Origin of the sequence: Acidovorax sp. WCS2018Noco2-16, from assembly GCF_031843945.1 — a bacterium.
In the GTDB taxonomy this organism is placed as follows: Bacteria; Pseudomonadota; Gammaproteobacteria; order Burkholderiales; family Burkholderiaceae_C; genus Paracidovorax.
Map to the genome: position 1 here is coordinate 49,232 of NZ_JAVTJJ010000004.1, position 20,555 is coordinate 69,786.

Consider the following 20,555-nt stretch of genomic DNA (forward strand, 5'->3'; position numbering starts at 1 on the left):
GCACGACGACGCCCAAGGACGCGCCGAGGCAGGCCATAGCCCACAGCCTCAAACGCTATTAATTTTATAGCTAGAAGCGCTTGATAGATAAGCGCTATAGCCCAATTTGGCTATAAAAATCAACCCTGGTGTTCGGCAAACCGCTCAAAGCACGCCTTCAGCTGATGCTGCCAGGCGTGCTTGTCGGGCTGCGGCACGAAGCTGGCTTCGAAGCTGTTGAACGCCAGGTGATAGGCGTCCTTGGCGGTCAGTGCCGGCACGGCGTCAAAGAGCTGTACGAAGTTGTCGTTGATGTAGCCGCCAAAGTAGGCCGGGTCGTCCGAGTTCACCGTCACCGCCAGGCCGGCGTCCAGCATCTGTTTGAGGTTGTGGTCGGCCAGGTCGGGGAACACGCGCAGCTTCTGGTTCGACAGCGGGCACACGGTGAGTGCAATGCGCTCGTCGGCCAGGCGCTGCATCAGCGCAGCGTCGTGCACCGCCTGCACGCCGTGGTCGATGCGCTCGACCTTCAGCACGTCCAGCGCGCTCCAGATATAGGCGGGCGGGCCCTCTTCGCCCGCATGGGCCACCAGGCGCAGGCCCAGTTCGCGGCTGCGGGCGAACACGCGCGCAAACTTTTCCGGCGGGTGGCCTACTTCGCTGCTGTCCAGCCCAACGCCGACCAGCTTGTCACGCAGCGGCAGGGCCGACTCCAGCGTCTGCAGCGCGTCTTCTTCGCTCAGGTGGCGCAAGAAGCACAAGATGAGCGCGCTGGAGATGCCCAGCTCGGCCCGCGCGTCGGTGCAGGCGCGGTGCAGGCCGGCCACCACCACGTCGATGGGCACGCCGCGTGCCGTGTGCGTCTGCGGGTCGAAGAAGATTTCGGCATGCACCACGTTGTCGGCGGCGGCGCGGGCCAGGTAGGCGCGCGTCATGTCATAGAAGTCCTGCTCGTGCAGCAGCACGCTGGCGCCGGCGTAGTAGATGTCCAGAAAGCTCTGCAGGTCGCTGAACGCATAGGCGCCGCGCAGCGCCTCGACGTCGGCATAGGGCAGCTGCACGCCGTTGCGCTCGGCCAGCGCGAAGATCAGCTCGGGCTCGAGCGAGCCTTCGATGTGGATGTGCAGCTCGGCCTTGGGCATGGCGCGCAGCAGTTCGGGCAGGCGCTGGTGGGCAATGACGGGAACCTTCATCGTGGAACTCCTTGGGGTGCAGCGGTGGATGGAATGATGCCTTCTTCCTCCGCGCACGAAACGAAAAATGAAAAAGGGCCGCACAAGGCGGCCCTGGTGGCTGAAGGCGAGTCGGCGCAGGCTTACTTCTTGTCGCCGCCGGGCACGCTGCCTTCCACGCCCTTGACGTAGAAGTTCAGGCCGCCCAGGAACTTGTCGTCGGCCACCGCACCTTGCGCCAGCACTTCCTTGCCGTCCTGGCCGGCGATGGGGCCCTTCCAGATGACGAAGCTGCCGTCGGCCAGGCCCTTCTTGACCTCATCGACCTTGGCGCGGGTTGCGGCCGGCACGTCTTCGGCGATGGAGACGATGTCGATCGCGCCTTCCTTCACGCCCCACCAGCTCTGGCCGGTGGTCCACTTGCCGTCCAGCGCATCGCGCGTTGCCTTGATGTAGTACGGGCCCCAGTTGATCACGGCCGATGCCAGGTGGGCCTTGGGGCCGTAGGCGGTCATGTCGCTGTCCCAGCCGAAGGCGCGCTTGCCTTTTTCCTGCGCCGTCTTCAGCACGGCGGGCGAGTCGGTGTTCTGGAACAGCACGTCGGCACCGCCGTTGATCAGCGACGTGGCGGCTTCGGTTTCCTTGGGCGGGCTGAACCATTCGTTGACCCACACCACCTTGGTCTTGATGTTCGGGTTGACCGACTGCGCACCCAGCGTGAAGCTGTTGATGTTGCGGATCACCTCGGGAATCGGCACCGAGCCCACCACGCCCAGCGTGTTGGTCTTGGTCATGGCGCCGGCGATCACGCCAGCCATGTAAGCGCCTTCATAGGTGCGGCTGTCGTAGGTGCGCACGTTATCGGCCGTCTTGTAGCCGGTGGCGTGTTCAAACTTCACGTCCTTGAAGTCAGGGGCGATCTTCTGGATCGACTCCATGTAGCCGAACGTGGTGCCGAAGATCAGCTTGTTGCCCTGGCCCGCCATGTCGCGCAGCACGCGCTCGGCGTCGGCCGATTCGGGCACGCTCTCGACGAAGCTGGTGACGACCTTGTCGCCGAATTCCTTCTCGATGGCCTTGCGGCCGTTGTCGTGCGCAAAAGACCAGCCGCCGTCACCCACCGGGCCGACGTAAGCGAACGCGATCTTCAGCGGCGTGTTGGCGGCTGCGGGGGCCGCGGCAGGCGCCGGCGTGGCGGCGGGCGCAGCGGCCGGCTCTTCCTTCTTGCCACAGCCAGCCAGGGCGGCGGCGGCCACGGCGGACAGGGCGGCGGTGTGCAGGAAAGAGCGTTTGGTCAGGTCGGTCATGGCTTCTCTTTTCTAGGAAGTACGTGAGAGGAAAAACAGCGGAATCGAAAGCAGAAAGCAGAAAGCAAAAAAACGGTCGGCGGAATTTAGGAACTGGCCTGGAACGGCTTGCCCAGCGACGCGGGCATGTTCACGCGGATCCAGGCCGGGTTGCGCGAGATCAGCGCCAGCACCACGATGGTGGCCACATACGGCAGCATGCTGAGCAACTGGCTTGCCATCTGTACGCCAGAGGCTTGCAGGTGGAATTGCAGCATCGTCACGCCGCCGAACAGGTAGGCACCAAGCAACACCCGTGCCGGGCGCCAGGTGGCGAAGGTGGTGAGCGCCAGCGCGATCCAGCCGCGCCCGGCCACCATGCCTTCGACCCAGAGCGGCGTGTAGACGGTGGAGATGTACGCCCCCGACAGGCCGCACAGCGCGCCACCGGCCACCACCGCCATCAGGCGAATGCGGCGAACGGGATAGCCCAGCGCGTGGGCCGATTCGGGCGATTCGCCCACCGAACGCAATACCAGCCCGGCGCGCGTGCGGTACAGGAACCAGATCAGCCCGGCCACCAGCAGCATGGTCAGGTAGACCAGCGGGTGCTGGCGAAAGAACGCCGGCCCCGCCAGCGGAATGTCGCCCAGCACCGGAATGGCATAGCGCGGCAGCTCGGGCAGCTTGGCCTGCACATAGCTGATGCCCACGAACGCCGAAAAGCCGACGCCGAACAGGCTCAGCGCCAGGCCGGTCGCGTACTGGTTGGTGTTCAGCCAGATCACCAGCACGCCGAAGATGGCCGCCAGCAGCGCCCCCGCCGCCATGCCGGCCGCAAAACCCAGCCAGGTGTTGCCCGTGTGAACCACGGTGGCAAAGCCGGCAATCGCGGCGCAGAGCATCAAGCCCTCGGCCCCGAGGTTGACGATGCCGGCCTTTTCGTTGATGAGCAGGCCCAGGGCGGCAATCGCCAGCACCGTTCCGGCGCTGAGCGTGGAGCCCAGCAGCAATGCGTAAGACTCCATCAGCGGGCTCCTGCGGAAGACGAGACGGGACGGGCACCCACCCAGCGCACGCGGTAGGCGATCAGGGTGTCGCAGGCCAGCAGCGTGAACAGCAGCAGCCCCTGGAATACGCCGGTCAGCGATTTGGGCAGCCCCAGGCGCGACTGCGCAAGCTCACCGCCGATGTAGAACATGCTCATCAGCACGGCCGAGAACACCATGCCCACCGGGTGCAGCCGCCCCACGAAGGCCACGATGATGGCCGCGAAGCCGTAGCCGGCGGGCACGTACGGCGTCAGCTGGCCCAGCGGCCCGGCCACTTCCAGCGCACCGGCCAGGCCGGCCGCGCCGCCAGAGATCAACAGCGCCGTCCATAGCGCCCGGCGCGAAGAAAACCCTGCATAGCGCGCCGCTGCCGGCGCCAGCCCGCCCACCTGCTGGGCAAAGCCCGCGCGGGTGCGGAACAGAAACACCCACAGCGCAGCCGCCGCCGCCAGCGCGATCGGCAGGCCGATGGTCATGCGCGAGCCCTGCATGAGCTTGGGGATCTGCGTCACGCGCTCGAAGGTTTTGGTCTGCGGAAAGTTGTAGCCCATCGGGTCTTTCCACGGCCCGTAGACCAGGTAGCCCAGCAGCAGCGTGGCGACATACACCAGCATCAGGCTGACCAGGATTTCATTGGCATTGAAGCGGTCGCGCAGCAGCGCGGTGATGCCTGCCCAGCACATGCCGCCCAGCACCCCGGCCAGCAAGATGACGGGCACGATCCACGGGCCGGTGGTCTTGTCGGCCAGCAGCGCCATGCCGCCCGCCGCCACCGCACCGATGACGAACTGCCCTTCCGCCCCGATGTTCCACACGTTGGAGCGAAAGCACACCGCCAGCCCCAGCGCGATCAGCAACAGCGGCGTGGCCTTGACCATCAGCTCGCCGATGGCGTACTGCGATTTGACCGGCTCCCAGAAGAACACCTGCAGGCCGCGCACCGGGTCTTTGCCCAGGGCGGCAAAGAGCGCCACACCGATCAGCACCGTGAAGGCCAGCGCCAGCAGCGGTGAGCCATAGGTCCACCAGCGCGAGGCCTGGGGACGGGGTTCCAACTTAAACATGCGCGGTCTCTCCTGCTTCGGCCCGGCCCAGGCGCGATTGCACATCGGTATGCCACAGGCCGCTCATCCATTCGCCGATGCGCTCCACGGTGGCCTCCTGCCGGTCCACCGAGGGCGACAGATGGCCCTTGGCCACCACGTGCAGGCGGTCGCTGATTTCAAACAATTCGTCCAGCTCCTCGCTCAGCACCAGCACCGCACAACCCGCGTCGCGCAGCGCCAGAATTTCGCCGCGGATCTGCGCGGCCGCGCCCACGTCCACGCCCCAGGTGGGCTGCGAGACGATCAACAGCTTGGGGCGTGCGTCGATCTCGCGGCCCACGATGAACTTCTGCAGGTTGCCGCCCGACAGCGACTTCGCCGCCGCCTGCGGCCCGCCCGCCTTGACGTGAAAGCGGTCGATGATGGAACGCGCATGGGCGGCCAGCGCCCCGGTGCGGATCCAGCCACCGGCGCCCACCGAATCACTGCGCGTGAGCAGCAGGTTGTGCGCCAGGCCCATGCTGGGCACGGCGCCCCGGCCCAGGCGCTCTTCGGGCACGAAGTGCAGGCCCAGGGCGCGGCGCTGGCGCGGGTTCAGGCGACCTGCCGGGCGCCCGCCCACCTGCACCATGGCCGGCTGGGCGCGCTGGTCTTCGCCAGACAGCGCATACAGCAGCTCCTTCTGGCCGTTGCCCGACACACCGGCAATGCCCACCACCTCGCCCGCTCGCACTTCGAAGTCCAGATCGACCAGGTCGACGCCGAACGGGTCGGTGCGCGGCAGGCTGAGCGCCTGGACCCGCAGCACCGTATCGCCCCGCTGCGCCGGCCGGTGATTCAGCGCCGGCGGCTCCGCGCCGATCATCAGGCGCGACAGCGACGCGTTCGACTCTTCGGACGGATTGCACACGCCCGTCACCTTGCCGCCGCGCAGCACCGTGCAGGCCGTGCACAGCGCGCGAATCTCGTGCAGCTTGTGGCTGATGTAGAGAATGCTGCAGCCTTCGCTGGCCAGCTGGCGCAGCACCACGAAGAGCTTGTCGACGGCCTGCGGCGTGAGCACCGAGGTGGGTTCGTCCAAGATCAGCAATTGAGGCTGCGTGAGCAGCGCGCGGATGATTTCCACGCGCTGCATCTCCCCCACGCTCAGCGTGTGCACGGGGCGCAGGGGGTCGATGTCCAGCCCGTATTCGGCCGCCGTGGCGGTGATGCGCGCCGTTACGTCGGCCAGCTTCAGGTGCTTGTCCAGGCCCAGCCACACGTTCTCGGCCACCGTCAGCGTGTCGAACAGGCTGAAGTGCTGGAACACCATGGCGATGCCGAGCGCACGCGCCTCCTGCGGGTTGCGCACCGCCACCGGCTGGCCGTTGAATTCGATGGCGCCTTCGTCCGGCTTGGCGGCGCCGTAGATGATCTTCATCAGCGTCGACTTGCCAGCGCCGTTCTCGCCCAGCACCGCGTGCACCTCGCCGGGCTGCACGGTCAGCGACACACCGTCATTCGCCACCACCGCCGGATAGCGCTTGGTGATGCCCGCAAGCCGCAGCCGCGGGGGAGCGGCGCCGGATGCGGCAGTGGAAGGGGAAGGATTCATCCGGTCGATTGTGTATCAGGTTGCAGGGGTCGGCCGGCCCGCGCGGCGGGTCTTCGCGGGCTTTTCGGGCTGATTCCCCACGCCAGCGGCTGCCCTGGCGGGTATCTTGCTGTGCATGCGCCAGCGCGCACATCAGGCGCGGGACCGGATACGCTTGGAACCTCGACGAAAAGAATATCCCCCACCCATGACTATCTCCAATCGCCCTCTCCGCTTCTTCCGCCGTGGCCAGCCCCAGGTGCTGCACGGCGTGCCACCCGACCGCACCTTGCTGGAAGTGCTGCGCGAAGACCTGGGCGCCACGGGCACCAAGGAAGGCTGCGGCGAGGGCGATTGCGGCGCCTGCACCGTGGTGCTGGGCGAAGCGCGTGGCGGCCGCGTGCATTACCACGCCATCAACAGCTGCATTCGGCTGGCGCATTCCATCGACGGCATGGCGCTGTGGACGGTGGAGGACCTGGCGGCCGACCCGCTGATCCAGCCCACCGCGTCGCCGGGCGGTGCAACGGCCATCGGCGACGCATCGCTGGAACCCGGCCCGGCGGCGCAGCAACCCGACGGCACGCTGCACCCCGCCCAGGAAGCCATGGTGCAGTGCCACGGCTCTCAATGCGGCTTCTGCACGCCCGGCTTCGTGATGAGCCTGTTCGGCATGTACCAGAACCATGTCTGCCAGGGCCGCACCATCACCCGCACTTTGGCGGCCGAGGAGCTGTCGGGCAACCTGTGCCGCTGCACCGGCTACCGCCCCATTCTGGATGCCGCACAACAGATGCACACCCTGCCGCCCGTGCAGGTGGACGAACCTCTTTTGCTACAAGAATTAGAGCTACTAGCGCTTGATGGACAAGCGCTGGAGGCCGATTTGGCTTATATATCGCCCACCACGCTGGACGCCCTGCTGGCCGCCCGCGCCGCCCACCCGGGCGCACAGGTGGTGGCCGGGGCTACCGACGTGGGCCTGTGGGTCACCAAGCAGCACCGCCGCTTTGCCCAGGTGCTGGACGTGACGCGCGCCGCGCCGCTGCGCCGCATTGACGGCCCGGACGGCTGGTTGCGCATCGGCGCGGCCGTGTCCCTGGCCGACGCCTTCGCCGCACTGTGCGAGCCCTGGCCGCAGCTGCACAGCTTCGCCGCGCGCTTCGCCGGCTTGCCGGTGCGCAATTCGGGCACGCTGGGCGGCAACGTCGCCAATGGCTCGCCGATTGGTGATTCGATGCCGCTGTTGATCGCGCTGGGCGCCCAGGTGGTGCTGGCCAGCGTGCGCGGCGAACGCGCCCTGCCGCTGGAAGACCTGTACACCGGCTACCGGCAGAACGTGATGGCGGCCGACGAGCTGCTGGTGCGCATCGACGTTCCCCTGCCCGCGCCGGGCGAGCGGCTGGCGGCGTACAAGGTGTCCAAGCGGTTCGACGACGATATTTCTGCGGTGTGCCTGGTGGTCAACCTGCGCATCGAGGGCGCTACCGTGCAGGCCGCCCGCATCGGCGCAGGCGGCGTGGCCGCCACGCCGGCCCGGGCACGCCAGACCGAGGCGGCGCTTGCCGGCCAGCCCTGGAACACCGCCACCGTGCGGCAGGCCGCCGCCGCGCTGCAGGCCGAGTTCAACCCCATCTCCGACATGCGCGCCAGCGGCGACTATCGCCGCGAGGTGCTGGGCGCGCTGATGCAGCGCTATTGGCTGGAAAGCCAGGGTGACGGCACGCAGGCTGTGTCGCTGCAGCAGTTGCAGGCCACCCAGCCGAGCGAGGTGACGGCATGACCGCCCACCACGGCACCTCCATCAGCCGCGACGCCGTGGACGACCCCGTCGTCGCCCAGGCCGACGCCACCGGTGCAGCCGGCCCCATGGCGGCGGAACCGGCCCCGCCCGCCAGCGCGCCGGCGCACCAAAGCGCCATGGGCCGATCGCACCCGCATGAAAGCGCCCGCGCGCAGGTGGCAGGTACGGCCCACTACATCGACGACCTGCCGGAACTCAAGGGCACGCTTTATGCCGCGCCCATTCTCTCGACCGTAGCGCACGGCCGCCTGAACGCGGTGCGCGCAGATGCCGCCCTGGCGCTGCCCGGCGTGCGCGGCGTGGTGCTGGCCGCCGACGTGCCGGGTGACAAGCTGCTGGCCGCCTTTGCGCACGACGAGCCCGTCTTCGCCTTCGACACGGTGCAGCACGTGGGCCAGGTGGTGGGCCTGGTGGTGGCCGATTCGGTGATGGCGGCGCGCCGCGCGGCCCGGCTGGTCACGCTGGACATCACGCCCCTGCCGGCGGTGCTGACCGTGCAGGCCGCCTTGGCTGCAGAAAGCTTCGTGCTGCCGCCCGTCTTCGTGCGGCGCGGCGACGCCGAAGCGGCGCTGTCGCACGCCGCGCATCGCCTGCAGGGCGCGTTCGAGGTCGGCGGGCAGGAGCACTTCTATCTGGAAGGCCAGATCGCCTACGCCCTGCCGCTGGAGCAGCGCCAGTGGTGTATCTACTCCAGCACCCAGCACCCCGGCGAGGTGCAGCACTGGGTGGCCCACGCGCTGGGGCTGGAGAACCACGCCGTGCGGGTGGAATGCCGCCGCATGGGCGGGGGCTTCGGCGGCAAGGAGACGCAGGCCGGCCACCTGGCCGTGTGGGCCGCCGTGGCCGCGAACAAGCTGGGCCGCCCGGTCAAGCTGCGACTGGACCGCGACGACGACTTCATGGTCACCGGAAAGCGCCACCCCTTCGCGTACGAGTACGACGTGGGCTATGACGACGCGGGCTGCATCACCGGGCTGAAGCTGCAGATGGCGGCCAACTGCGGCTTCTCGGCGGACCTGTCCGGCCCCGTGGCCGACCGCGCGGTCTTTCACAGCGACAACGCTTACTTCCTCGAAGACGTGGAAATCGCCTCGTACCGCTGCAAGACGAACACGCAGAGCCACACCGCCTTTCGCGGCTTCGGCGGGCCGCAGGGCGTGATCGCCATCGAGGCGATTCTGGGCGACATCGCCCGCGCCCTGGGCCGCGACGCGCTGGACGTGCGCTTGGCCAACCTGTACGGCACCACTGAACGAAACGTCACCCACTACCAGATGCCGGTGGAAGACAACATCCTGCATGACTTGCTACCAAAACTGGAGCAGTCAGCGCAATACAGGCAAAGGCAAGCAGCTATTTTCTCTTGGAATGCGCAAAACCCGGTGCTCAAGCGCGGCCTGGCAATCACCCCGGTGAAGTTCGGCATCAGCTTCACGGCCACGCTGTTCAACCAGGCGGGTGCGCTGGTGCATGTGTACACCGACGGCAGCGTGCAGGTGAACCACGGCGGCACCGAAATGGGCCAGGGCTTGCACACCAAGGTGGCGCAGATCGTGGCCGACGAATTGGGTGTGCCGTTGGCGCGCGTGCTGGTCACCGCCAGCGATACGAGCAAGGTGCCCAACGCCAGCGCCACGGCCGCCTCCAGCGGCACCGACCTGAATGGCCGCGCCGCGCAGTTCGCCGCCCGGCATGTGCGCGACAACCTGGCCGCGTTCGTGTGCGGGCTGGACGGCTGCGGCGCCGGCTCCATCCGCTTCGAAGGCGGGCGGGTGATATCGCCCAAGGCCGAGCGGCCATGGGACGAGGTGGTGCATGCCGCCTACGCCAACCGCATCCAGCTGTGGAGCGACGGTTTTTACCGCACGCCCAAGATCCACTACGACAAGGCCACGCTCACCGGCCGGCCGTTCTACTACTTCGCCTATGGGGCCGCCTGCAGCGAGGTCGCCATCGACACGCTGACGGGCGAGTCGCGCGTGCTGGCGGTGGACATCCTCCACGACGTGGGCCGCAGCATCAACCCGGCCATCGACATCGGGCAGATCGAGGGCGGCTTCGTGCAGGGCATGGGCTGGCTCACCACCGAGCAACTGGTGTGGAACGACCAGGGATTGCTGACCACCCACGCACCCAGCACCTACAAGATTCCCGCCACGGGCGACGTGCCGGAGCACTTCAAGGTGGACCTGTGGCCCGAGGCCAACCGCGAAGACAACGTGGGCGGCAGCAAGGCCGTGGGCGAGCCGCCTTTCATGCTGGCGATCAGCGTGTACGAGGCGCTGCGCAACGCGGTCGCGGCTGCCCGCAGCGAAGGCAACGTTGCAGCGCCCGTCCGGCTGGAAGCACCGGCCACCGCCGAGAACGTGCTGCGGGCGCTGGGCCGGCTGGGCGGCCGCTAGGCCTCCGTAGCGCCGCTGCCCGGCCGCCTTGATGGGGCGCTGATGGCCGCGAACAGCGCACCGCCCAGTGCGCTGCCCAGCGCCATCGCCAGCAGGCCGCCCCAGTTGCGCGTGGCGTAGATCAGCACGGGCATGGGCGCCACCGCATCCACCACACGCACGGCCACCACCAGCCCCACACCCGCCGCCAGCGCATACAGGCCCGTGCGCCACGCCGGCTGGCGCCGCGCCAGCCAGGCGGCGACCGCAAAGGCCGGCAGCCACGCCGCCAGCACGATGCCGGCATGGACCGGCCCGAAACCCGCCAGGTCCTGCAGCGACGTGAGCGCGCGCGCCTGCAACGGGATGGCCAGCCCCAGCTCCGCCAAAGCCGCCAGATTGAACTGCGTTTGCACCAGCGTACCCCACACCGCCGCGAACATCAGGGCGATGCCAAAAGCCGCAAGGCGCCGCCGCCAAAGAGCGGCCGTGGAGAGGGATCCGGCAGAGAAAAGGGGCATGGGGACAACGCCAGTCAGTGAAAAAACACCCGTTCGGGCTGAGCCCGTCGAAGCCGGGGCACGTTTGACCCAAAGCCCTTCGACAGGCTCAGGGCGAACGGGGTGGAGTGACTGGCATTGGACATGGAAATGGGGATTTCCTGGTCGATACTGCCGCCATGATGCACATTCCGCGACCCGCCATGGAACGCCCCCGGCAGCGCAGGGCCACTGCCTGGTGCCTGGGCTTGTGTCTGGCGCTGGCCGGCCTGGCCGCCTTGCCCGTGCACGCTGCCGGCTACCGCACCGAAACCGTGGCCAGCGGCCTGGAATTTCCGTGGTCCGCCGCTTTTCTGCCCGATGGCCGCATGCTGGTGACCGAGCGCGCCGGCCGCCTGCGGGTGATCCAGCGCGACGCGAGCGGCAGGCAGGCGCTGCTCCCGCAGCCGGTGCAAGGCCTGCCGCCCATGCTCGTCGCGGGCCAGGCGGGCCTTTTCGATGTGTTGCCCGACCCGGATTTCGCCCGCAACGGCTGGATCTACCTGTCGTTCGCGCATGGCAGCCGCGAAGCGAACCACCTGCGCGTGGTGCGCGCCCGGCTCGACGGCGCGCGGCTGCATGACGTGCAGCCGATCTTCACGTCGCAGCCCGCAAAGCGGCACGATCAGCACTTCGGTGCCCGCATGGCGCTGCTGGGCGACGGCACGCTGGCCATTGCCATGGGCGACGGCAACGTGGAGCGCACCGACGCGCAGCGCCTGACCACGCACCTGGGCAAGATCATGCGCATCGGCCGCGACGGCAGCGTGCCAGCAGGCAACCCCTTCGTCGGCCGTGCCGGCGCGCTGCCAGAGATCTACAGCCTGGGCCACCGCAACCCGCAGGGACTCGTCTTCGTGGCGGCGACGGGCGCGCTGTACGAGCACGAACACGGCTCCAAAGGCGGCGACGAACTCAACCGCATCGAACCCGGCGCCAACTACGGCTGGCCGATGACCACTGGCGGCGTCGACTACACCGGCGCGCGTATCACGCCCTACCGCACGCTGGCGGGCGTGCAGCCGCCGTTGCTGGAATGGACGCCCTCCATCGCCCCGGCGGGCATGACGTACTACGAAGGCGCGCTGTTTCCGGCTTGGCGCGGCAGCCTGTTCGTGGCGGCGCTGAAGGAAAAGTCGGTGCGCCGCGTGCCCATGGCAGCAGGCGTGCCAGGCCCGCAGGAGACGCTGTTTCAGGAACTGGGCGAGCGCCTGCGAGACGTGCGCGCCGCACCGGACGGAGCGCTCTACCTGCTGACCGATAGCGCGCAGGGCCGCGTGGTGCGGGTCGTGCCGCAATAGCAGGGGCTAACCAAACGCTTTCTGTGCCGGCCGGCCAGATCTATCAGGGCGCCAGCGGCAAGGCGTAGACCTGGTTGCGGCCGCGCCGCTTGGCCTCGTAGCAGGCCATGTCGGCCGCGCGCAGCAGCTGGGTGACATGGTCTTCATCGGCAGCGCCGCCCTCCAGCGCCACCAGTCCCACGCTGGCGCTGACCAGAAAGCTGCGCCCGCCGTAAGCCGGCTCCCACGCGGCGATGGCGATGCGGATCAGCTCGGCGATCTCGTGCCCGCGCGAGCGTGAACACGCCGGCAGCACCACCGCAAATTCATCGCCGCCCAGCCGGGCCGCCCAGCCGACATGGCGCACCTGCTCTTCGATGAGCCGCGCCACGTGCCGCAGCACGTCGTCGCCCGCGTCGTGCCCGGCCACGTCGTTGACCACGGTGAAATGGTCCAGGTCCATGAACAGCACCACCAGCGTGTCCAGCTCTGCCCCAGACAGGGGCGCAGACACCGTCGCGGCGCCCTGCGCGCGCACGCACATCAGCTCGCCCAGGCGCTCGATGAAGGCGCCCCGGTTGAGCAGCCGCGTGAGCGGATCGTGCCCCGCCACCCAGCCGCGCAACTGGCGCGAGCCGCGCTCGGCCGTGATGTCCTCCAGCAGCCAGACGGTGCCGGCCGCCTCTGCCGCCGCGGTGCGGGCGCCCGCGCGGTGCGCCAGCACGCGGGCCCACACGGGGCTGCCGTCCTTGCGCTGAAAACGCACATCGCCGTCGAAGCCGCCATGCGCCGCGAAAGCCTGCCGCACGCGGTTGCGCCACTGGTCGTAGTCGGCCTGGGTGGCGTGCATGGCCCGGGCCGGCAGGCCGCGCAGCTCGGAGGGCGAATAGCCCAGCATGCGCGCCGCCTGCACGCCCGCCACTTCCATCACGTCGCCCCGCGTGATGACGATGCCGACCGGCGCATGCGCCAGCAGGGAGTCGAGCCGCGCTGCCGTGATGCCCGCCTCGCGCTGCTCTCGTGTGCGCTGCGACGCCAGATGGGTGCACACGCGCACCAGCGTGTCCACCTCGCCGCGCGAGCGGGGCCAACCCGTGGCTGCGCCGGCGTCAGAGACGTGCGCCCACAACATGCGTTTGGCACGCAGCGTCAACTGCGCCAGCGGCCTGGCCAGCCACAGCATGGCCACGCAGGCCAGCGCGGCAATGGCCAGCACACCGCCACCGGCCAGCCCCCAGGCCGCGCGATGCGCGCCTTCGGACGGCGCCATCAGCGCCTGCGAATCGCTGACCCGTGCAACCATCCAGCGCGGCAGCGGCACGCCCGCCACGCTGACCACATGACCCGCAACGCGTTCGGTGGCGCCCTGGCCCATCAGCGGCTTGTCTTGCTGCTGCCAGCGGGCGTAGACCTGCGCCAGGCCGGGCTCATCGCGCACGTGGCCCAGCACGCGCTCGCGCTGCGGGTGCGACAGGATCACGCCCTCGCGGGTGAAGACGATCAGGCGCGACTCGTCGCGCGCCGGCATGGCCATCGATTGGGGCAGCAGCCCCTGCGACTGCAGCCGCAGCACGCCGGCCACGGCGCCGGTCACCGGGCCGTCGCTGCGCCGCAGCGGCATGGTGAACATCACCCGCGCATCGCCCGGCGCGGCGCCGATCAGATCGGACACCAGGGGCTTGCCGTCCACGATGGTGCGCAGCAGATAGTCACGCTCGATCGGGTCCAGCGTGGCGGCCTGCTGCAGCTTGCCGTACTGCAGGTTGACGCTCAGCTGGCCGTCCTTGCGCGCCACCTGCATGGCGTCGAAGAACCGCACGGCGGGCAGGCCCTGCTGCACCAGCCATTCCAGCGACGAAGGATATTCGAGCATGCCCGGCGCGATGCCTTCGGCCACGGTGCTCAGTACCCGCTGGCTCTGCTCGATCTTGCTGGCCAGCAGGCGCGCAACCATTTCCACTTCGTCGTTCTGCTGGCTGACCAGCCGGCGCATGGCTGCCTGCGTGGAGGCATAGGACACCAGCCATGCGGACGCACTGCCCGCCAGCAGCACTGCAGCCAAGGCCACGGCGACCAGCTTGACCACCATTGCACCGGGTAACAGCCAGCCGGGCGCGTCGTCTGGCGCCGAGTCAAAAACCGAATCGAAGGAAGAGTCGGGAAAGGAGAGCGCCGGGTCGTGCGGGCTCGGTGACGTGGCCGCTGGCGGCGTCATGCCGGCCTCGCGTAGGAGGCACCTCGGACAAACGGCTGAGACGAAGCGCAATGCATGGATGGCGTACGGCGGACAGTGGTCGTGCACCAATATAAGCAGCGCATTCAGCGCGCCGGGTTCGGGGCAACCCTCGATGCGCGGCAGGAAAACCCTGCCTTGCGCCCCCAACGGCGCGCGGCCTTCAACCGCCCGCCACCACCTGCAAGGCGCGGGGTTGCGGCAGGCTCAGCACATTGCCGGTGCCGGCGATCAGCCCGTGCTCGCGCAGGTGCCGCAGCACGCGCGACAGGGTTTCCGGGGCGATGCCGAGCTGCGCGGCAATCAGCCGCTTGCGCTGGTTTAGCGTGACGCGCATGGCGCCGTCATCGCCCTGCTGCGCATGCTGAAGCAGCCACTGCGCGCATCGGGATTCGGCGTCTTGCGCCAGGCGGCTCACGGCCAACTCGGTCTGCCGGCAGTAGCCGCTGGCCAGACTGCGCACCAGTCCCTGAACCGAAGGCGGCAGCGCTTCCACGCCCTGCTTGAAATTTTCGATGGGCATGCGCCGCAGGTGCACCGGGGTGTCGGCCACCATGTCGACAACGCAGGGCTGCCCCAGCAACGCGGAGGCGGCGTCCAGCCAGAAAGGGCCTTCCACCACACCCAGTTGGTGGCGCATCTGGCCGTCTTCGCGCACGCCCAGCAGCACGCGGCCGCTGTCCAGGTGCAGCACCGACGCGGACTGCTGATGGCGTTGGCGCAGCACCTCACCGGCGGCGGCGACCTCGGTTTCGGCAAGCGGATCAAAGGAGGGGTTCGGGAACATGGCTGCACTGTGCAGGCCGCACCAGTCTGGCGTGTTGAGCAAAGTCAAAAAGGGATGCAGCAGAGCATCTGGCCCGTAGCCCGACGCCGGAGATATGCCGCCTGCTGCCTGGCAAGGGGCACGGTCTTTGCTTTATGGATTGCAGTTGGATACGTTTGCCGCGTGTCCCGCATCTTCATGCCGAGAACTTCGGCATTTATTCCACTCACCCCCTGCAGGAAGACCATGAAAAAAACCCTGATCGCCCTTGGAGCCGCCATGCTGTGCGGCGCTTCGGCCCACGCACAGAGCTCCGTCACGCTCACCGGCCTGACCGACGCGTTCGTCGGCTCCATGAAGATGGCGGGCGACGCCAATCGCCGCTCAGTGGTGGACAGCGGCGGCATGACCACGTCGTGGTTCGGATTCAAGGGCACCGAAGACCTGGGCGGCGGCTTGAAAGCCAACTTCCAGCTGACGTCGTTCATCAAGGTCGACACCGGCACGCAGGGCCGCTTCGCCAACGATTCGTTCTTCTCGCGCGATGCCAACGTCAGCCTGTCGGGCGACTTCGGCTCCGTGATGCTGGGCCGCTGGATGGCGCCCAACTTCCTGCCGTCCGTGGTGGGCAACCCTTTCGGCGATTCGTTCGTCTTGTCGCCGCTGATGCTGCACAAGGATGTGCCGCTGTTCAACGGCAGCGGCTGGCGCGCGATGACGCCGTCCGACACCGGCTGGTCTAACCAGGTGGTCTACAGCACCCCTAAGTTCGGCGGCCTGTCGGCCAACATCCAGTACCAATTTGGCGAACAGCCTGGCCAAGGAGGCAAGAACAACGTCGGTGCCAACTTCTTTTACTTCGGCGGCCCACTGACGCTGACCGGCTTCTACGAAAACGCCGACATCGCCAACCCGGTCAACGCGCTGCTGCCCAACAACCATAAGTACTGGATGCTGCTGGGCGCGTATGACTTCGGCATGGTCAAGCCCTTCCTGAGCTATGGCGAGAAGAAGATCAGCGACGCGGCCGACACCAAGGGCAAGACGATGCAGGTGGGCGCGTCGGCTCCCATCGGCAACGGCAAGCTGCTGGCCGAATGGGTCAAGACGGAATGGTCCACGCCCGACGTGAACCGCAAGACCTTCTCCATCGGCTATGACTACTTCCTGTCCAAGCGCACCGACGTCTATGCCGTGTTGATGAACGACAAGATCACCAACCAGCGCAGCGGCAACAGCGCGGGTGTGGGCGTGCGCCACCGCTTCTGAACCCATTGACAATCGCCGCGCGCTCAGGTGGCGCGGCGGCACCCATCGAGGCACGGCGGAGCAATCTGCCGTGCCTTTTTTGCTGCGCGCAGAAAAATATGATTCAAATTGGCCTCTAGCGCTTATCCATCAAGCGCAAGCAGCTATAAAAACAATAGCAAACCTTGTTGCCACAGCGACAACGGCACTCCGGGTACCAGCGCACCGTCACGGAAACGTCACCCGGCGGCCGTATGGTCTGCCCAATCCGTTTCATTTTGTAAGCCATGGAGTCCACCCTCGACCCAACGCAGCACGCCGCCATCGACCTGTTGTCGCCCGCCGCCCGTCATGGCACCGGGCCGTTGGCCAGGCTGATGCGGGAAGGCGGCCTGTATTGCGTCTTTCAGCCGCTGGCCGATCTGCGTGAGGGCGGCATCTATGCGCATGAGGCACTGATTCGCGGCCCGGTGGATTCGCCTCTGCACCGGCCCGATGCGCTGCTGGAGATGGCCCGGCGCGAGCGCATCCTGCAGGACTTCGAGTTGCTGTGCGTGGTGATCGCGCTGCGCCAGTGGGGCGAAGAGGGCCGCGCCGGCCGCATCTTCGTGAACATCAGCGCGGACGCGCTGGTGTGCGGCGTGGCCATGTGCGGTGCGGGCCTGCTGGGCAGCACCGTGCGCGAGCTGGGCGTGTCCGCCCGCATGGTGGTGCTGGAGATCACCGAGCATGAACGCGTGTCGGACATGGCGTCGCTGCGCAGCGCGCTGCGCGAAGTGCATGCCTGCGGCGCCCGGTTGGCACTGGACGATTTCGGCGATGGCCATTCCAGCCTGCGGCTGTGGTCCGAGGTCAAGCCCGACTTCGTGAAGATCGACAAGTACTTCATCCGCGACATTGCCGACCACCCCGAGAAGCTGCAGATGCTGCAGGCCATCAAGGGCATTGCCGAAGTGTTCGGCACCACGCTGGTGGCCGAGGGCATCGAGACGCGCGAAGAGCTGCGTGCGCTGCGGGACATGGACATCCCCTACGGCCAGGGCTACCTGCTGGGCCGCCCCGATATCGAACCGCGCGAGGTGATCGACGCGCCCGCGCTGGAAGCCTTGCTCGACCGCCGCGTGGCCGTGCTGCCGCACCAGGGCCAGAACGTGCGCCCCGGCATCCTGCGCAACCTGCTGGTGGTGCAGGCGCCCACCGTGTCGCCCGACACGCACAACGACGAAGTGGCCCGCCTGTTCAAAACGCATGCCGAGCTGCATGCGCTGGCCGTGCTGGAGGCCGCGCGGCCAGTGGCGCTGATCAACCGCCAGCAGTTCATGAACCACTACGCCACGCTCTACTTTCGCGAAGTGCACGGCCGCAAGCCCTGCAGCGGCTTTGCCAACCATGCGCCGCGCGTGGTCGAGCTGGACTGCGACGTGGACCAGCTGGTGGGCATCCTCACCTCGCAGGACCAGCGCTACCTGAACGACGGCTTCATCGTGACCGACAACGGCCGCTACGTGGGCCTGGGCACGGGCGACCAGCTGGTGCGCGGCGTGACCGAGGCGCGCATCGAGGCCGCGCGCCATGCCAACCCGCTCACCTTCTTGCCCGGCAACATTCCGATCAGCCTGCACATGCAGCGCCTGCTGGACAGCGGCACCGAGTTCGTCGCCTGCTATGCCGACCTGAACCACTTCAAGCCGTTCAACGACTACTACGGCTACTGGCGCGGCGACCAGATGATTCGGCTGCTGGCGCGCCTGTCGGTGTCGCACTGCGACGCACAGCGCGACTTTGTCGGCCACGTGGGCGGCGACGACTTCATGCTGCTGTTTCAAAGCGGCAACTGGCTGCAGCGCTGCCGGGACCTGGTGGCCGACTTTGCCACCGAGGCACGCAACCTGTTCGACGACGAGGCGCGCCGCGCGGGCGGCATCTGGGCGGAGGATCGGCATGGCGTCAAACGCTTCTTCAACTGCACCACGTTGTCCATTGGCGCCGTGCGCATCGCGCCGGGCCGCATCCAGCGCGCGGAAGACGTCGCCAACCTGGCGGCACTGGCCAAGCACGATGCCAAGCTGTCGGCCAGCGGCATCGCCTGCCTGGCGGCGGCGCTGCCCGCCGCGCACACCTCGGCGGCCGCTCCGGCATGTGCACCGCAGACGCACGCCGTCAGCGGGCCGGTTGCCGCGTAGTGGCCCGCCTAAAATCCCCCGTGTGAATGCCCCCCTTCCAACGCCCCGCCGCCCCATCCGTGACCTACCCGACGAGCTGATCAGCCAGATCGCCGCCGGCGAAGTGGTCGAACGCCCCGCCTCGGCGGTGCGCGAACTCGTCGACAACGCGCTGGACTCCGGCGCCACGCAGGTCACCGTGCGGCTGCTGTCCGGGGGTGTGCGCCTGATTGCGGTGGAAGACGATGGCAGCGGCATTCCGCAGGAAGAGCTGCCCATCGCGCTGCGCCGCCACGCCACCAGCAAGATCACCAACCTGCACGACCTGGAGTCGGTCGCCACCATGGGCTTTCGCGGCGAGGCGCTGGCCGCCATTGCGTCGGTGTCTGAAATGGCGCTGCTGTCGCGCCCCGCGCACCAGGCCAGCGCTTTTCTGTTGGACGCGCGCAGTGGCGAGCTGCGTCCTGCGGCGCGCAGCTCGGGCACCACCGTGGAAGTGAAAGAGCTGTTCTTTTCCACGCCGGCTCGGCGCAAGTTCCTCAAGACCGACGCCACCGAGCTGGCGCACTGCGTGGAAGCCGTGCGCCGCCACGCGCTGGCGCGGCCCGACGTGGGCTTTGCCATCTGGCACGAGGGCAAGCTGGTCGAGCAGTGGCGCGCCACGCTGTCGCCGCAAGAAGCCTCGCACGATGAAGACACGCTGCAGCAAGCGCTGGCACGCCGCCTGGCCGACGTGCTGGGCGAAGACTTCCTCGCCGAATCGGTCGCGGTGCGGCACCGCTCAGGCGCGGTCACCGTCACCGGCCGCGCCGGGCTGCCCGATGCGGCCCGCTCGCGCGCCGACCAGCAGTTTTGCTACGTCAACGGCCGCTTCGTGCGCGACAAGGTGCTGACCCACGCGGCGCGCAGCGCGTATGAAGACGTGCTGCACGGCCACAAGCAGCCGGTGTATGCGCTGTATGTGGAGATCGACCCGCTGCGGGTGGACGTGAACGTGCACCCGACCAAGATCGAGGTGCGCTTTCGCGACAGCCGCGAGGTGCACCAGGCCGTGCGCCATGCGGTGGAAAACGCGCTGGCTGCACCGCGTGCGCAGGCGCTGGCCCAAGCAGCCGCCGCACAGTTGCAAGAACAGCCGCCCGTGGGCGATGGCGAATACCGCGCCGCAGCGCAGGCCATCGCAACGAATTTTGGGTCAAATCGGCCTCTAGCGCCCTATACACAAGCGCAAGCTGCTATCAAATTTGATGAACGCGTGGGGCACAAGGTGTCTGACCTGCAGGCGCTGTGGGGCACACCCGACAACGCGCAGGCAACGGCGGCGCCAGCTGACGGCACGCCATTGCAGTGGGCGGCCAGCTCGCCGGTAGCGTCACTTGAGCCGTCGTGGAACCCCGCCCCATCCCCCACGCAACCTGCCGCCGAGCCCGGCACCTGGCCGCTGGGGCGCGCCGTGGCGCAGATCCACGGCGTGTACATCCTGGCCGAAAGCGCGCTGGGCCTGATCGTGGTGGACATGCATGCCGCGCACGAACGCATCGTGTACGAACGGCTCAAGGCCCAGGTGGATGGCGCGGCGCGCATCGCCAGCCAGCCGCTGCTGATTCCGGCCACCTTCGCCGCCACGCCCGAAGAAGTGGCCACGGCCGAGGCGCAGGCGGACACGCTGGAGATGCTGGGGCTGGAAGTGGCCCCGTTCTCGCCCCGCACGCTGGCCGTGCGCGCCGTGCCCACCACGCTGGCGCATGGCAACCCGGTCGAGCTGGCCCGCAGCGTGCTGGCCGAGCTGGCCGCGCACGACGCCAGCACCGTGGTGCAGCGCGCGCGCAATGAGATCCTGGGCACCATGGCCTGCCACGGCGCCGTGCGCGCCAACCGCAAGCTCACCATCGACGAGATGAACGCGCTGTTGCGGCAGATGGAAACGACCGACCGGTCCGACCAGTGCAACCACGGCCGGCCCACCTGGCGGCAGCTGTCGATGAAAGAGCTGGACGCGCTGTTTCTGCGCGGCCGCTGATTCGCATTGCGGCC

The 20,555-nt window shown here is 68.2% G+C and carries 14 protein-coding genes; 6 read left to right on the forward strand and 8 right to left on the reverse strand.

Features of this window, described 5'->3' with window-relative positions; all coding sequences use genetic code 11:
* Positions 1 to 119: 119 nt before the first annotated feature.
* The 5 genes from RQI28_RS11300 to RQI28_RS11320 form a co-directional block, all read right to left on the reverse strand.
* A complete protein-coding gene (locus RQI28_RS11300) occupies positions 120 to 1,172 on the reverse strand; it encodes an adenosine deaminase (RefSeq protein WP_311222697.1) in 1,053 nt (350 codons plus the stop codon).
* Between the two features lie 122 nt (positions 1,173 to 1,294).
* Positions 1,295 to 2,458, reverse strand: a complete 1,164-nt coding sequence (locus RQI28_RS11305; RefSeq protein ID WP_311222698.1) for a BMP family ABC transporter substrate-binding protein — start codon at positions 2,456 to 2,458, stop codon at positions 1,295 to 1,297.
* An 86-nt stretch (positions 2,459 to 2,544) separates the two neighbouring features.
* Positions 2,545 to 3,465: an ABC transporter permease gene (locus RQI28_RS11310; RefSeq protein WP_311222699.1), complete on the reverse strand. Its 921-nt coding sequence runs from the start codon at positions 3,463 to 3,465 to the stop codon at positions 2,545 to 2,547.
* On the reverse strand, positions 3,465 to 4,553 hold the full coding sequence (locus tag RQI28_RS11315; protein WP_311222700.1) for an ABC transporter permease: 1,089 nt from the start codon (positions 4,551 to 4,553) through the stop codon (positions 3,465 to 3,467). Before RQI28_RS11315 ends, RQI28_RS11310 begins: the two co-directional genes overlap by 1 nt.
* The gene (locus tag RQI28_RS11320; protein WP_311222701.1) at positions 4,546 to 6,129 is read right to left on the reverse strand and encodes an ABC transporter ATP-binding protein; all 1,584 of its coding nucleotides are present in this window, start codon (positions 6,127 to 6,129) and stop codon (positions 4,546 to 4,548) included. The genes RQI28_RS11315 and RQI28_RS11320 overlap by 8 nt, the downstream gene beginning before the upstream one ends.
* 187 nt (positions 6,130 to 6,316) lie before the next feature.
* Here RQI28_RS11320 and xdhA point away from each other — a divergent pair, with 187 nt between their 5' ends.
* Together xdhA and xdhB are read left to right on the forward strand one after the other, a co-directional pair.
* Positions 6,317 to 7,891 (forward strand): xanthine dehydrogenase small subunit, encoded by a 1,575-nt coding sequence (gene xdhA, locus RQI28_RS11325; protein ID WP_311222702.1) that lies wholly within the window; start codon positions 6,317 to 6,319, stop codon positions 7,889 to 7,891.
* Positions 7,888 to 10,314, forward strand: a complete 2,427-nt coding sequence (gene xdhB / locus RQI28_RS11330; RefSeq protein ID WP_311222703.1) for a xanthine dehydrogenase molybdopterin binding subunit — start codon at positions 7,888 to 7,890, stop codon at positions 10,312 to 10,314. Before xdhA ends, xdhB begins: the two co-directional genes overlap by 4 nt.
* Here the strand turns inward: xdhB and RQI28_RS11335 are convergent.
* Entirely contained in the window at positions 10,311 to 10,814 is a 504-nt protein-coding gene (locus RQI28_RS11335; protein WP_311222704.1) for a hypothetical protein, read from the reverse strand. The two genes, xdhB and RQI28_RS11335, sit on opposite strands and share 4 nt — an antisense overlap.
* 182 nt (positions 10,815 to 10,996) lie before the next feature.
* On the opposite strand from RQI28_RS11335, the gene RQI28_RS11340 reads away from it, so the two are divergent.
* Positions 10,997 to 12,133 carry a PQQ-dependent sugar dehydrogenase gene (locus tag RQI28_RS11340; RefSeq protein WP_311222705.1) on the forward strand — a complete coding sequence of 379 codons (1,137 nt, stop codon included), beginning with the start codon at positions 10,997 to 10,999 and terminating at the stop codon, positions 12,131 to 12,133.
* Positions 12,134 to 12,176: 43 nt separating this feature from the next.
* On the opposite strand, the gene RQI28_RS11345 is transcribed toward RQI28_RS11340, so the two are convergent.
* Both RQI28_RS11345 and RQI28_RS11350 read right to left on the reverse strand, forming a co-directional pair.
* A complete protein-coding gene (locus RQI28_RS11345; RefSeq protein WP_311222706.1) occupies positions 12,177 to 14,327 on the reverse strand; it encodes a diguanylate cyclase in 2,151 nt (716 codons plus the stop codon).
* A gap of 181 nt (positions 14,328 to 14,508) precedes the next feature.
* Entirely contained in the window at positions 14,509 to 15,132 is a 624-nt protein-coding gene (locus RQI28_RS11350) for a Crp/Fnr family transcriptional regulator (protein ID WP_311222707.1), read from the reverse strand.
* Between the two features lie 225 nt (positions 15,133 to 15,357).
* On the opposite strand from RQI28_RS11350, the gene RQI28_RS11355 reads away from it, so the two are divergent.
* From RQI28_RS11355 to mutL, 3 genes are all read left to right on the forward strand, one after another.
* Entirely contained in the window at positions 15,358 to 16,380 is a 1,023-nt protein-coding gene (locus RQI28_RS11355; RefSeq protein WP_311222708.1) for a porin, read from the forward strand.
* Positions 16,381 to 16,646: 266 nt separating this feature from the next.
* Entirely contained in the window at positions 16,647 to 18,542 is a 1,896-nt protein-coding gene (locus RQI28_RS11360; RefSeq protein WP_311222709.1) for a phosphodiesterase, read from the forward strand.
* 22 nt (positions 18,543 to 18,564) lie between these two features.
* A complete protein-coding gene (mutL, locus tag RQI28_RS11365; RefSeq protein ID WP_311222710.1) occupies positions 18,565 to 20,541 on the forward strand; it encodes a DNA mismatch repair endonuclease MutL in 1,977 nt (658 codons plus the stop codon).
* Positions 20,542 to 20,555: the final 14 nt, after the last annotated feature.